The sequence below is a fragment of the Faecalibacter bovis genome, assembly GCF_017948305.1.
Classification (GTDB): Bacteria; Bacteroidota; Bacteroidia; order Flavobacteriales; family Weeksellaceae; genus Empedobacter; species Empedobacter bovis.
On record NZ_CP072842.1, the window covers coordinates 2,690,012 to 2,704,318 of the forward strand.

Here is a 14,307-nt window from a genome sequence, read left to right on the forward strand (position 1 = left end):
CTGTAAATTTGTATAACAAAAAACAAATATGAAATACATTTTTATAGCATTATTAAGTGTTTTCACATCTTGTAATGCGCAAGACAATAAGTCAATTAAAAAAAATAATTCAACTCAATCATCTAAAATAATGAAAACAATTTATGATTATAAATTTGAAGACATTGATGGGAATCAATTTTCTTTTCAAGATTTAAAAGGTAAAAAAATCATTATTTTAAATACTGCATCTAAATGTGGTTATACTAATCAATACGATGCTTTAGAAAAAATCTATCAAACATATAAAAATGACGGATTAGTCGTTATTGGTTTCCCTTCTGATAATTTTGGTGGACAAGAATATCAGAATAACGATGAAATTGCAAGTTTTTGTAAATTGAATTTTGGTGTTACTTTTCCTTTAATGGACAAAAGTGACGTTATCGGATCAAATCAAAATGATATTTTCAAATTTTTAACTCAAAAACAAATCAACGGAAAATCTGATTACGAAGTTAAATGGAACTTTACAAAATTTTTAATTAACGAAGACGGAACTTTAGAAACTTCATATCCTTCAAATGTGACTCCAGACGATTCCAGAATTATTGATTGGATAGAAAAAAAATAAAACATGAAATTAGATATTTTAGCTATTGGCGCACATCCTGATGATGTTGAATTAGGTTGTGGTGGAACTTTAGCAAAAGAAATTAGCCTAGGTAAAAAAGTTGGTATTGTTGATTTAACCAAAGGCGAACTTGGTACTCGTGGAACTGATTTAACTCGTAAAGAAGAAGCTCGAGAAGCAGCAGAAATATTAGGAATTTCTGTTCGAGAGAATCTTGATTTAGGTGATGGATTTTTCCAAAACAACAAAGAAAATCAATTAAAAATCATTGAGATCATCCGCAAATATCAACCAGATGTTATTTTGAGTAATGCGCCTTCAGATCGTCATCCAGATCATGCAAAAGGTTCTGACATTGTTAATACTGCAATCTTTTTATCTGGATTACCAAAAATTGAAAATGGATTACCAGCTTGGCGTCCGAAAAAGCACTTCCACTACATTCAATGGCTTCCTTTAGAACCAAATTTTGTAGTAGATATCACAGGTTTTTTAGATCAAAAAGTGGATTCGTGTTTAGCATATAAAACTCAATTTTTCGATCCTAATTCTACAGAACCAGTTACTCCTATTGCAACAAAAAACTTTACTGATTCCATTCGTTATAGAGCTATGGATTTAGGAAGATTAATAGGTACAGAAGCTGCTGAAGGATTTATTTCAAGAAGTTATATAGCTGTAAATAATTTAGATTCTTTACTTTAGAAAAAACACTGAAATTTTCAGTGTTTTTTTTCTAAAAATTGTTTGGAAATATCGAATTCAACACTATATTTGCAATCCAATTGAAACACTAATAAACAGTGTAATTTCTTTTAAAATGGTGATTGTAGCTCAGTTGGTTAGAGCGCCGGATTGTGGTTCCGGAGGTCGTGGGTTCGAGACCCATCATTCACCCTAAATAAACTTTTAGAATTTAAGTTTCAAAATCAAAATTCAATAACTTGGTGATTGTAGCTCAGTTGGTTAGAGCGCCGGATTGTGGTTCCGGAGGTCGTGGGTTCGAGACCCATCATTCACCCTAAACAAACTTTAGAATTTAAGTTTTAAAATCAAAATTCAATAACTTGGTGATTGTAGCTCAGTTGGTTAGAGCGCCGGATTGTGGTTCCGGAGGTCGTGGGTTCGAGACCCATCATTCACCCTAAACAAACTTTAGAATTTAAGTTTTAAAATCAAAATTCATTAACTTGGTGATTGTAGCTCAGTTGGTTAGAGCGCCGGATTGTGGTTCCGGAGGTCGTGGGTTCGAGACCCATCATTCACCCTAAACAAACTTTAGAATTTAAGTTTCAAAATCAAAATTCATTAACTTGGTGATTGTAGCTCAGTTGGTTAGAGCGCCGGATTGTGGTTCCGGAGGTCGTGGGTTCGAGACCCATCATTCACCCTATTAAATCTCAATTCTTATTAAGAATTGAGATTTTTTTTGCTCTATATTTAACATTTCCATTCCTTATATTTTCCTAATTTTAATCATCAATTTATTCAATTTTAACACTTTGGTATTATCATTGCGTTAATCCCTAATTGATATTAAAACCGCTATACTCTTGAAAATTAATTATAAAAAACTCTTTAAATATTCCGCAATCACACTACTCACTATTATAGTACTTCTGATTGCGACCATTTTTAGTTTAAAAATTCCTGCCGTTCAAAACTTCATTAAAGACCGATTAGTAGTTTATCTTGAAGATAAAATTAAAACCAAAGTAGAACTAGAACGTGTTTACATCGACTTTCCTAATAGTTTGGTGATGGAAAATCTTTATTTACAAGGTGAAGATGTGGATACGTTGCTTTTCGCAAAAAAATTAGATGTCGGGTTAGATATTTTACAATTAATTGATAATAAAGCGGATCTTACTTCCATAGAACTAAATACTGCTAGAGCAAATGTTGTTCGTAAAAAAGACGGTAGTTTTAATTTCGATTATATAATAAATGCTTTTGTAACAAAGGAAGAAGAGGAAACAACTTCTAAGCCTTTTATTATTTCGTTAGATAAAATCAAACTCCAAAATGTTGGTGTGTCATTCATTGATCAGCAGGCTGGAAATAATATAAATGTGTTTGTTAACGCATTTGATACTCGTGTTAAAAAATTCGATTTGCAACAAAATAGCTACGCGATTGATAAAATTTCTTTAGATGGTTTAAAATTACGTTTGAAACAAGATTTAGTTCAAGAAGTCGCTGCAAAAGTCGAGCAAAAAGTTGATTCGTTGAATCAGCAAAAACCTATGCAATTGGCATTAGGTGAAATTGATTTAAAAAACTTTGATATTTATTATGGAGATGATCAAACAAAGATGTATGCTCATCTTCAATTCAAGGAATTTAATACTTCAATCAAAAAATTAGACATAGAAGACAACAATTTTGCAGTTGGTGATATTAATCTTAATGGTTTAAAACTAAAATTTATTCAGAAATTAATTCAAGATATAAAAGAATCTGAAACTTCTTCGAACACCACTTCTACTCCATTAAAAATTGCGTTGAATCGTATCAATTTAGAAGATATTACTATTGATTATGGCGATGAACGCTCAAAAACTTATGCAAAACTAGCACTTGAAAAGCTGAATGCTAAAATTAATGCAGTTGATTTAGAAAAAAACAAATTCGATATTGACGAAGTTTTACTTTCCAATACAAATTTAGATGCAAAACTGCATTTACAAACCTCAAATTCTGCTTCAAATAATTCTTCAAGTTCTGCTCCAATGGAATTAAAACTTGGGAAAGGAATTCTGGACAACGTTAAAATTAATTACAATAATACGGCTGCTGCAAAAACTGCTGGTTTAGATTATAATCATTTAACATTGAACAAATTAGCAGTTGATTTGCGTGATTTCCAAATGCTAAATGGACAGTTTAGTGGAAAAGTAAAAAGTGCCGAATTAAAAGAGCGCAAAGGGTTACATGTTCAACAATTACGCACCAACTTTTTATACGGTACAAACCAAGCGTATTTAAAAGATTTGTACTTACAAACTCCAAGAACAATAATTCGAGATGAAGTAATTCTGAATTATCGTAACATAAATGAGTTAACCAACAATATTGGAAATGTTACTATCAATGCTGATTTGAATCGTTCAAAAATCAGTTTCGCTGACATTTTATTTCTTGTTCCAAGTTTGCGCCAAACTACACCATTTAAAGAATATCAAAATGCAACGCTGGCCGTAGATACCGAATTGTACGGACGTGTAAATGATTTAACAATTAAAAATCTGTCAGTTTCAGGATTGGATGATTTAAAAATAAATGCTTCTGGTCGTGTTCAAAATGCAATGAACATGGATCAATTAGCCTATGATTTATCGATTAAAAACTTTTCAACTTCCTCAAAAACGATTTATAAAATTGTTCCAAAAAATACCATTCCAAATAACATCCGAATTCCTTCTCAACTAACTTTAAAAGGAAAAGCAAAAGGAACCTTAAAAGTGATTCAACCAGATTTATACCTAACCTCAACTTTAGGAAACGCTTCTGTAAAAGGACTAATTGATATAAGAAAAACAAATGCTGAAAAATACAATTTAAATGCACAATTTGATCGCTTGGACGTTGGAACCTTAATTAGCAATCAACAAGTTGGGAAAATAACAGGAAATGTATCGATCAATGGACAAAGTTTTGATTTAGCACGCGCCAACACAAGTATAAACGGTAAAATAAAACAAGCAAAATTTAACCAATATAATTATCAAAATCTTGCATTAAAAGGTAAAATCAACAATGGAATTTTCGATGTAAATGCGGTTTCGGATGATCCTAATGCTAATCTTAATTTAACTGCTTCTGGTGATTTTAAAAAGGATTTGAAAAATGTAAAACTTAACGGAAATATCGGCAATTTAAATATAAAAGCATTGAATTTCTATGACGAAGCTCTTTCAATTTCTGGCGAAATAGATGGTGCTTTTGATAACTTAGATTTTGAAAATCCAAATGGATATTTAAGTTTAAAAAATTTAAGTGTTACGGATGAAACTGAAAAGTTAGCTATTGATGAAATGAAGTTAAATGCAATTTCTTCCGAGAATCAAAATCAAATTACATTAGAATCTAAAGTTATCAATGCTGAAATAAAAGGTAAATTTAATCTTTTAGAAATTGCTCCTGCCCTAGTTTCTACAATCAATCAATATTATGAATTTCAAGATTCTAAAAAAATCTCCAAATTTGATCCAAATCAATATTTTACACTAAATGCAAATATCAATAATGATAAATTAGTTCAGAAATTTCTACCAGATTTAAAAGAATTTTCTACTTTAAATATTACTGGAGATTTTAACGCTCAAACTAAAAAAATCAATTTAGACGGAGATGTAGAAAATTTAATTTATGGTAATAATTTCCTTAAAAATGCCAAAATTTCACTTTCTAACCCAAATGAAACGCTGAATTATAAACTGAATTTAGATGAAGTTGGTAATGAAAGTTTTAAACTAAATAATATTGATCTTAACGGTGATATTTACAATAATAAAATCAACTTAAACGCATCGTCTAAAGATGAAACAGGTCAAGACAAATTTTATGTTGCAGGAAATGTTCAATTAGATGATGACATTATTATCGCAAGTTTAAATCCAAATGGGTTAATCTTAAACTATGATGCTTGGCAAATTTCTGAGGATAATCAAATCAAAATTTCAGATAAAGGCATTGTTGCAAATAATTTTAAAATTTCGAATAACGAAAGTTCAATTGAACTAAATTCTGAAACCGATTCTCCTACAAGTCCACTAAATGTTGCGATTAATAATTTTAAAATTGAAACGATAACTGAATTAATTAAAATTGACGAATTGCCAGCTTCTGGAACTATTAACGGAACGGCGCAATTAAATAATTTAATGGCTGATATGACTTTTACAGCTGATTTAGATGTAACAGATTTAAAGGCCTATAATAATCCCGTTGGTAATCTTGCAATAAATGTAAAAAACAAAACTTCGGATATTATTTCTGCAGATGCTTTATTGACTGGAAATGATAATGATGTCCGTTTAATTGGCGAGTATAATTTAGCGCAAAGTTTATTAGATTTTCGATTCAATATGAATCGATTTGAGTTGAAAACGATCAAAGGTTTTACCAATGGAATGGTAGATGATATTGAAGGTTTTTTAAATGGAAATTTAAATCTGAAAGGATCGTTAGATAATCCATCAATAGAAGGTTTAATCGGATTTAATCAAGTTGGTTTTTCGGTTCCTGAATACGGTGTGAATTTCAGAAATATTACAGATAATCTAAACTTCACAAAACGAGGAATAGAATTCGATCAATTCAAAATAAATGATAAAGACGGTAATTCGCTTCGCTTGGATGGACAAATTTTAACTACAAATTATCAGGATTTTGATTTTAATATTGACCTAAGAGCAAGAGATTTTAAAGTAATAAATTCCGAAAAATCAGCTCAGGCAATGACATACGGAACATTAGCCATTAATACTGATTTAGCAATTCGTGGTAATTTAGATTTGCCTGTTGTTACAGGAGATATTTTAATTACAGATCAATCTGATTTTACATTTGTAATGCCAAAAAGCACAACTTCTCTGCAAAGTCATGAAGGTATTGTTGAGTTTATTGATCCTAATGCAACCAAAATTATACAAGAAACAGAAATTGAAACACTTCCAAAGGAAACAAATATTAAAGGTGTTAATTTAAGCGTGAATATTGACATTGATCCTGAAGCTAAATCAACAATCATAATCGATCCGATAAATGGAGATTATGTAGAATTACAAGGAGAAGCGCAGCTAACTGGCGGAATGGATCCGTCAGGAAGATTATCATTAACAGGGATTTATGAAGTAGAAAAAGGTACTTACGAAATGTCTGTTAGTATGATTAAACGCAAATTTGATATTACAAAAGGTTCTACAATTACATGGACAGGCGAACCGATGTCTGCTAATTTAAATTTAACAGCAGTATATCGAACTCAAACTGCTCCAATCGATTTAGTAGAACAGCAACTTACGGGTTTATCATCTGCGGAAGTAAACATGTATAGACAACGAATTCCTTTTAATACCGAACTTAAAATTGGAGGCGAATTAGAAAAGCCTGAAATTTCGTTTGACATTACTTTAGATGAAACTAATAATTCTGTTGCAACAACAGTTATTGAAAATACAAAAGCTAAGCTAAATCAATTAAGAAATGATGAAGCTGAAATGAACAAACAAGTTTTCGCTTTATTGATACTGAATCGTTTTGTGGGGAATAATCCATTCCAAAGTCAATCTGGAGTTTCGGCGGAAACAATGGCTCGACAAAGTGTGAGCAGCATACTTTCTGATCAATTAAATAATTTAGCTGCAGATTTAATACAAGGCGTTGATATTAATCTTGGATTAAATTCTCAAGAAGATTATTCAACTGGTGAAAAAAACACAAGAACGGATCTAAATGTAGAAGTTAGCAAGAGATTATTGAACGATCGTTTAAAAGTTTCTATCGGAAGTAATTTCGGGCTTGAAGGCGATGCAAGAGCCAACGAAAACATGACCAATATTGCTGGAGATATAAACTTAGAATATTCGTTATCTAAAAATGGGCGTTACATGCTTAGGGCTTATCGCAAAAACGAATATCAAGTCGCATTACAAGGGCAAATTATCGAAACAGGTGTAGGTTTTATTATTACTTTGGACTACGATAAATTCAGAGAAATTTTTGAGAAGAAAAAGAAAAACGAAGCCATCAAAAAACAAATGAAAATCCAACCATGAAAAAATCAATAGAAATAGTAAACAAAACTTTATTAGGTGTAATTTCATTTTTTGCAATTTCCTCATGTAGCAATACTCAATTTCTGCAAGAAGACGAAAAATTATATGTTGGTGCTGATATAGAAATTGTTGGCGATTCGTTATCTAAAAAAGAAAAATCTCAATTAAAAACTGAATTAGAAAGTCGAATTATTCCAAAACCAAATTCAAGTTTTTTAGGATTACGACCTCAACTTTACATATACAATATCACAAGTGAACCGAAAAATGAAAAAGGTTTACGCCATTGGTTAAAATATAAAATTGGTGAAGCACCTGTTTTAATGAGCCAAGTTGATACTGAATTCAATAATGAGATTCTGACGAGTTACGCTTCTAATGTTGGCTATTTTAATGCAATCGCTAAAGATGATACAATTGTAAAAAACAAAAAAGCTTCGGTAAATTATGTCGTTCAACCAAAAGCGAGATATTTTATCAATAAGGTTAATTTTCCAACTGATACATTGCAAACCATTAACAAAGAGATTACCAATACACAAAGAAGATCACTTCTAAGAAAAGGTAGACCATACAACTTAAATACGATAATTTCTGAACGTGAACGTATTGATGAACGTTTAAAAGAAAAAGGATTTTACTACTTTCATCCTGATAATATTATTTTGAAAGCCGACAGTATTTCTACTCAAAATCAGGTTGAATTATCTGTTCAATTAAAAGAAAATACGCCAACTATTGCGAAACAACAATACACAATAGATAATATTTTTGTGTTTCCTGATTACAATATAACTGATTTGAAAAAAAATATTTATCAAATTCCGTTAGAAAAAGACTCTTTGACTTTAAATCAGGAAGATAATTTTTATATGATTGATCCGTATAAAAAATTCAAACCTAAAATTTTTGAACGTGCCTTACAATTCAAAAAAGGAGAATTATATAATCGCACCGATCACAATTTGACTCTGAATCGATTGGTTAATCTTGGAGTTTTCAAATTTGTAAACAATCAATTTATAATTTCAGATTCTATTAATAATAAATTTGATGCGTATTATATGCTTACACCTCGCGAATTTCAATCACTTCGATTGGAATTATTAGGGCGTACAAATTCAGCAAATTATGGTGGTGGTGAAATTAATTTAAATTGGACACATCGTAATTTACTTCGTGGTGCTGAACAATTAAAAGCTACAATTTTTGGTGCGTTCGATATGCAATTAGGTGGACCAAAAGACGCCAATAACATTTTCCGTATGGGGACAAATGTAGAATTTTCAATTCCTCGAATTATTGCTCCTTTTAGGTTTCATACTTCCGGTGCGTACATTCCGCGTACAAACGTTACTTTGGCGTACGAATATCTTAACAGAACTCGCCTTTATGCTTTACATAATTTTAATACTTCCTTTGGATATCAATGGAAAGAGAACGCGAGAAAAGATCACGATTTAAAAGTTTTAGAAGTTACGTTGGTAAAACCCGATAATGTTTCGGACGAATATTATAATCAGATTTATGATGAATTTGGGAATATTATCAATCCGCAATTAAAACGAGTGGTAGATAAACAATTAATTTTCGGACCAAGATATTCTTACACTTACACAACAACCATGTTGCCTCGAAAAAACACCATTTATTATCGTGGTATGGTTGATTTATCAGCAAATTTAACTGGTTTAATTTCGGGTGCGAATATTGAAAAAGGCAATCAGAAAGAAATCTTCAACATTCCTTTCAGCCAATATGCAAAGATGGAACACGATTTTAGATTTTTCCACAAATTTAATCGCAAAACATCTATCGCAACACGCTTTATCGGAGGAATTGCTTTACCGTACGGAAACTCAGAATTTGTTCCATTTTCAAAACAATTTTTTGTTGGAGGAAGCAATAGTATCCGAGCGTTTAGAGCAAGAACTCTTGGTCCAGGTTCTTACGATCCGCGCAATCAAAATGCAAATTTTTACTTTGACCAAGCGGGTGATATTAAGTTAGAATTGAATGCAGAATATCGAATGAATTTGTTTAAATTTTTAAACTTAGGATTTTTTGTTGATGCTGGTAATATTTGGACAGTAAACGAAGAACCAACATTACCAGGTGGAAAATTTTCCAAAGATTTTATAAATGAAATCGCTATTGGTACAGGTTTAGGTGTTCGTCTTGATTTTAGTTTATTAATTCTACGTTTCGATTTTGCGATGCCATTACGAGTTCCATATTACGAGAAAAACGATCGTTGGACTTTTGATAAAATTGATTTTTCAGATAAAGATTGGCGAAAAGATAATCTAATTCTAAATATAGCAATAGGTTATCCTTTCTAGATTTCAATTCTATTAAATCTCATTTAAAATTCTTATTTTTAGAGATACAAAAACTAGTTGAAATGAAAAAATCATTTGTATTGAGTGCGATTGCTTTAACTTCAATTTTAGCATCATGCTCAACTCAAAATAAGACTCAAAATTCTGCTGAAGTGGAAACAAAAATAAACGATTTTAAACCTCAATATTACGCTGAATATACTTTAAAGACAGATTTATCGCATTTATCTACTAATGAAAAAGACATTATTCGATTAATGATAAAAGCTGCTGATATAATGGATGATCTATTTTGGCAACAAGCTTATGGTGCAAAAATAGATATTACAGATGCGACAAAAGGTGAAATGCTTGATTATGTTAAAATCAATTACGGACCTTGGGATCGTTTAGACAATGAAAAACCTTTTGTTCCTGGATTTGGTTCAAAACCAGCTGGTGCAATGTTTTATCCTACGGATATGACGAAAGTAGAATTTGAAGCGGCTAATTTACCTGATGGGAAGTCAAATTACACATTAGTAAAACGTAATCGTGATGGAAAATTATATACAGTTCCTTATCATGTAAATTACAAAAATCAATTGCAAAATGCTGCTGGTTACTTAGTAAAAGCATCCGAATTAGCTGAAGATCCAGGACTTAAAAAATATTTACAATTACGTGCCGCTGCTTTATTGAATGATGATTTCTATGCTAGTGATTTAGCTTGGATGGATATGAAAAATTCAAATTTGGACATCGTTGTTGGTCCGATTGAAACTTACGAAGATCAATTATTTGGATACAAAGCTTCGTATTCTTCTTACGTTTTAGTGAAAGATGTTGAATGGTCTAAGAAGTTGGCAAAATTCGTTCAGTATTTACCGGAATTACAAGAAAATTTACCAGTTAATGCAAAATATAAAGCGGAGAAACCAGGAACTGATTCAGATTTGAATGCGTATGACGTGATTTATTATGCTGGTGATTGCAACGCTGGTGGAAAAACTATCGCAATTAATTTACCAAATGATGAACGTGTACAATTGGAAAAAGGTACGCGTCGCTTGCAATTAAAAAATGCAATGCAAGCAAAATTTGATCAAATTTTGGTTCCGATTGCAAATGTTTTAATTGACGAATCACAACAAAAGAATATTAAGTTTGATGCATTTTTCTCGAATGTGATGTTTCATGAAGTTGCACACGGATTAGGAATTAAAAACACAATTAATGGTAAAGGTTCAGTTCGTGAAGCGTTAAAAGAAACTCAATCTGGATTAGAAGAAGGTAAAGCTGATATTCTTGGTTTATATATGGTAAATCAATTATTGAAAAAAGGTGAATTAGAAGGATCTCAAGAAGATTATTTCGTGACATTTTTAGCTGGAATTTTCCGTTCGGTAAGATTCGGTGCAAGTTCAGCTCACGGACAAGCGAATATGGTTTGTTTTAATTATTTTGCTGAAAAAGGTGCCTTCGAGAAATTGCCAAATGGACGTTATAAAGTAAACGTAGCCAAAATGGAACAAGCTATGAATGGCCTTTCTGAATTAATCTTAACGTTACAAGGAAACGGAGATTATGAAGGTGTAAAAAACTTAATGGCAACTAAAGGAAAAATTGGGTCTGATTTACAAAAAGATTTAGATAGAATAAATGCTTCTAACGTTCCTGTTGATATTAAATTCAAACAAGGATTAGAAGTTTTAGGCTTATAATATATTATTGAAATTCATAAAAAAAGCGAACCAATTGGTTCGCTTTTTTTTATGAAATTATCTTGATTTCGTAAGTTATTTCAACTCCGCCAGCAGCTAACATATCGTGAACACTGCAATATTTTTTTACAGCTAATTCGGCAGCTTTATTTGCTTTTTCAATATCAATATTACCTTTTAAAGTAAATGTAATATGAATATCTGTATAAATTCTTGGTGCTTCCTCTCTTCTATTTCCGACAACATCTACCTGAATATCTTCAATTTCTTGACGTTGTTTCTTTAAAATCTCACCTAAATCAAAAACACTACAACCACCCAAAGCCATCAAAACCATTTCCATTGGACTTGAGCCTTTTCCTTCTCCACCAATAGAAGCTGGACCATCAATATGAACTTTTACTTCCGAAGAAGGTGCCGTAGCTTCGTAATGCGACGCCTGATTTACACGTTGTAATTTAACTTGCATAGTTATTTATTTATATCGTAAAATTAAATAATTTTTTCAAAAGCTAATCGTTCACTCCCTCTAAAATATACCTTTCCACAATAGTGATAATTTAATTTTTCGAAAACACGAAGCATTCCTTCATTATCAAAATTTGTATCAACTTTTATTGTTCGAATTTCTTTAGCTAAAACTAAATTTTCAACTTCTTTCATAATCCAAGTTGCTAATCCTTTAATTGGATTATTTTGATCAACAATTAAACGATGCAACACCATATATTTACTTCCTTTTTCTGATTTCCAATTCCCAATTAAATCTTCATAAGCAGGTTCAATTTCATCTATCATGGCGATATACCCAACAATTTCATTTTGGTCATTATTAATAACTAAACCATAGCTGTTCTTAATATCGTTTGCAACAACCTCAGGATTTGGGTAACCATCTTGCCATTGATTACTGCCTTCATTTTTGCGCTTTTCTATTCCTTGCTGTAATAATTTCCAGATGGTATCGATATCATTTGTTGTAGCTATTCTAATCGTAAAATTCATACATTAAAGTTATAAAAAAATAACAGTGCTTATTACACTGTTATTAATATAAATTATAATGTTCCAAATTTACCAGCTTTAAATTCATCAAAGGCTTTTACTAATTGTTCTTGTGTATTCATTACAAAAGGACCGTAATGCGCAATCGGTTCATTTAAAGGTTCACCACTTAAAACTAAAACCAATGCATCATCAGTTAAAGCTTCTAAAATAAACGTATCCCCGTTTTCATTTTCAAACATCGCAAAAGTATCTTTATCCAAAATTTCATTCCTATTTACTTTAACACTTCCTTCTATAATTAAGATTGCAGTATTGTAATGATTCGGAAATTGAAAATCAGCTTTAACGCCTTTTTTCAAATATGCGTTATACATATTTATAGGCGAATAAGTTGTAGCTTTTCCTTTGTTTCCTTTATAATCTCCGGCAATTACGTTAATGTAACTAACCTCATCCTCCAATACAACTTTAGTCATTTCTTTATACAATAAATCTTGATAATGAGGTGTTGTTTCGCGATCTTTTGCTGGTAAATTCATCCAAATCTGAACCATTTGAAACAAACCGCCTTGTTTCGACCATTCTTCTTCGTGGTATTCTTGATGTATAATTCCAGCTCCGGCAGTCATCCATTGCACATCGCCTTCGCCAATTACACCGTGATTTCCACGACTATCTTTGTGCGCAATTTTTCCTTTATAAGCTAAAGTAACTGTTTCAAAACCTTTATGAGGATGAGCTCCTACTCCTCTCGGAATTTCTTCAGCTTCAAATTCGATATCAGCATTATAACCTAAGGCAAAAAAAGGATCCATTCTTCTTCTTGCTATTTCTCCTACAATAAAAGAGGTTGTATAAAATGCGTCTCCTACCCAATTAAAAGTTCCTGGATGCATTATTTTTTCAATATTTCTTGTTTTCATTTTCTTGTGATTTTATAATTTTGATAGAATATCTTTAACTGCCGATTCAATTGATGGAAATTTGAATTGATAACCGGCTTCTTGAATTTTTTTTGCTACTAAATGTTTACCATGAAATGGTTGTAAAATTTGATTTTCACCTGAATTCAATTCATTTAAAATTGCTTGGTAAATATTAAACTGAGAAACTGCTTGCGGTGCAACAGAATTATAAACTCCATCTAAATTATGTTTGACTGCAAAAGCGAATATTCCGGCCATATCTTCCACATGATTCCATGGAACCGATTGTATATTATTTTCCAAAGCTTCCAATTTGTTTTGTTTTAGCATTGAAACATATAATGGAAAAATTCCGTTTTCCTTACCTAACACCAATGAAACTCTTATTTTAGCAACGTTTGTCGCAACTCCGTTCGTTTTGAATAAATCTGCTGCTTTTTCCCAATCATCACTTAAATCAGCTGCAAACCCAATTCCTTTTTTTCCATTTTCATCAATTTCAAGCGTATCATCATGAAAACCATAGTATCCAATTGCTGAAGCTGACACAAAGCCTTTAATTGTTTGATTTCTCGCAATTAATTTTTCTCTGATCAAATTTGCTGCACCAATCCTAGTATCATAAATTATTTTTTTTGTTCATCAGTTAATGGTGTTCCGTCATTTAATTTTGCACCAGCTAAATGAATAATGTAATCTACATCGTCTAATGCATTTTCATCCATCATTTCATTAGCTACATCCCACAGATACTCATTCTCAAGTTTTGGATTTCGTGTTAAAAATTTTAAATTATATTTTCCTTCCAATAATGGAATGATATGTTTTGCAATAAAACTATTTGCCCCCGTAATTAAAACTGTATTTTTCATCATCTTGTGATTTATTTCTTTGATTACTACAAATTTATAACCGATAAATAGTATCTTAACT

General features: G+C 31.3%; 10 protein-coding genes and 5 tRNA genes. 10 read left to right on the top strand and 5 right to left on the bottom strand.

Annotation, left to right across the window (positions count from 1 at the left end):
* The first annotated feature begins 28 nt into the window (after positions 1 to 28).
* From J9309_RS12940 to J9309_RS12985, 10 genes are all read left to right on the top strand, one after another.
* Positions 29 to 613: a glutathione peroxidase gene (locus J9309_RS12940; protein WP_230476303.1), complete on the top strand. Its 585-nt coding sequence runs from the start codon at positions 29 to 31 to the stop codon at positions 611 to 613.
* A gap of 3 nt (positions 614 to 616) precedes the next feature.
* Entirely contained in the window at positions 617 to 1,318 is a 702-nt protein-coding gene (gene bshB1 / locus J9309_RS12945) for a bacillithiol biosynthesis deacetylase BshB1 (RefSeq protein WP_230476304.1), read from the top strand.
* Between the two features lie 117 nt (positions 1,319 to 1,435).
* A tRNA-His gene (locus J9309_RS12950) sits at positions 1,436 to 1,511 on the top strand.
* Positions 1,512 to 1,559: 48 nt separating this feature from the next.
* Positions 1,560 to 1,635 (top strand) — tRNA-His (locus tag J9309_RS12955).
* 47 nt (positions 1,636 to 1,682) lie between these two features.
* Positions 1,683 to 1,758 (top strand) — tRNA-His (locus tag J9309_RS12960).
* 47 nt (positions 1,759 to 1,805) lie between these two features.
* Positions 1,806 to 1,881: transfer RNA gene (locus J9309_RS12965), tRNA-His, on the top strand.
* Between the two features lie 47 nt (positions 1,882 to 1,928).
* A tRNA-His gene (locus J9309_RS12970) sits at positions 1,929 to 2,004 on the top strand.
* A 156-nt stretch (positions 2,005 to 2,160) separates the two neighbouring features.
* Complete coding sequence (locus tag J9309_RS12975; RefSeq protein WP_394369303.1) at positions 2,161 to 7,395, top strand: translocation/assembly module TamB domain-containing protein; 5,235 nt, start codon at positions 2,161 to 2,163, stop codon at positions 7,393 to 7,395.
* A complete protein-coding gene (tamL, locus tag J9309_RS12980; RefSeq protein ID WP_230476306.1) occupies positions 7,392 to 9,737 on the top strand; it encodes a translocation and assembly module lipoprotein TamL in 2,346 nt (781 codons plus the stop codon). Before J9309_RS12975 ends, tamL begins: the two co-directional genes overlap by 4 nt.
* A gap of 62 nt (positions 9,738 to 9,799) precedes the next feature.
* Positions 9,800 to 11,440 carry a dipeptidyl-peptidase 3 family protein gene (locus J9309_RS12985; protein ID WP_230476307.1) on the top strand — a complete coding sequence of 547 codons (1,641 nt, stop codon included), beginning with the start codon at positions 9,800 to 9,802 and terminating at the stop codon, positions 11,438 to 11,440.
* A gap of 49 nt (positions 11,441 to 11,489) precedes the next feature.
* Here the strand turns inward: J9309_RS12985 and J9309_RS12990 are convergent, their stop codons facing one another.
* Genes J9309_RS12990 through J9309_RS13010 form a run of 5 tightly spaced genes read right to left on the bottom strand, consistent with a single transcriptional unit; the run spans position 11,490 to position 14,249 of the window.
* A complete protein-coding gene (locus J9309_RS12990; RefSeq protein ID WP_230476308.1) occupies positions 11,490 to 11,909 on the bottom strand; it encodes an OsmC family protein in 420 nt (139 codons plus the stop codon).
* Between the two features lie 23 nt (positions 11,910 to 11,932).
* Positions 11,933 to 12,445 (bottom strand): GNAT family N-acetyltransferase, encoded by a 513-nt coding sequence (locus J9309_RS12995; protein WP_230476309.1) that lies wholly within the window; start codon positions 12,443 to 12,445, stop codon positions 11,933 to 11,935.
* A 53-nt stretch (positions 12,446 to 12,498) separates the two neighbouring features.
* A complete protein-coding gene (locus J9309_RS13000) occupies positions 12,499 to 13,371 on the bottom strand; it encodes a pirin family protein (RefSeq protein WP_230476310.1) in 873 nt (290 codons plus the stop codon).
* Between the two features lie 12 nt (positions 13,372 to 13,383).
* Positions 13,384 to 13,971: a DUF1731 domain-containing protein gene (locus J9309_RS13005; protein ID WP_230476311.1), complete on the bottom strand. Its 588-nt coding sequence runs from the start codon at positions 13,969 to 13,971 to the stop codon at positions 13,384 to 13,386.
* Between the two features lie 29 nt (positions 13,972 to 14,000).
* Positions 14,001 to 14,249 (bottom strand): Rossmann-fold NAD(P)-binding domain-containing protein, encoded by a 249-nt coding sequence (locus J9309_RS13010; protein WP_230476312.1) that lies wholly within the window; start codon positions 14,247 to 14,249, stop codon positions 14,001 to 14,003.
* Positions 14,250 to 14,307: the final 58 nt, after the last annotated feature.

Bases quoted from the DNA above. Each gene is read 5' to 3' on its own strand.
- J9309_RS13010 (WP_230476312.1), bottom strand. From the start codon at position 14,249: ATGATGAAAAATACAGTTTTAATTACGGGGGCAAATAGTTTTATTGCA.
- J9309_RS12940 (WP_230476303.1), top strand. From the start codon at position 29: ATGAAATACATTTTTATAGCATTATTAAGTGTTTTCACATCTTGTAAT.
- J9309_RS12995 (WP_230476309.1), bottom strand. From the start codon at position 12,445: ATGAATTTTACGATTAGAATAGCTACAACAAATGATATCGATACCATC.
- J9309_RS13000 (WP_230476310.1), bottom strand. From the start codon at position 13,371: ATGAAAACAAGAAATATTGAAAAAATAATGCATCCAGGAACTTTTAAT.
- tamL (WP_230476306.1), top strand. From the start codon at position 7,392: ATGAAAAAATCAATAGAAATAGTAAACAAAACTTTATTAGGTGTAATT.
- J9309_RS12985 (WP_230476307.1), top strand. From the start codon at position 9,800: ATGAAAAAATCATTTGTATTGAGTGCGATTGCTTTAACTTCAATTTTA.
- J9309_RS12990 (WP_230476308.1), bottom strand. From the start codon at position 11,909: ATGCAAGTTAAATTACAACGTGTAAATCAGGCGTCGCATTACGAAGCT.
- bshB1 (WP_230476304.1), top strand. From the start codon at position 617: ATGAAATTAGATATTTTAGCTATTGGCGCACATCCTGATGATGTTGAA.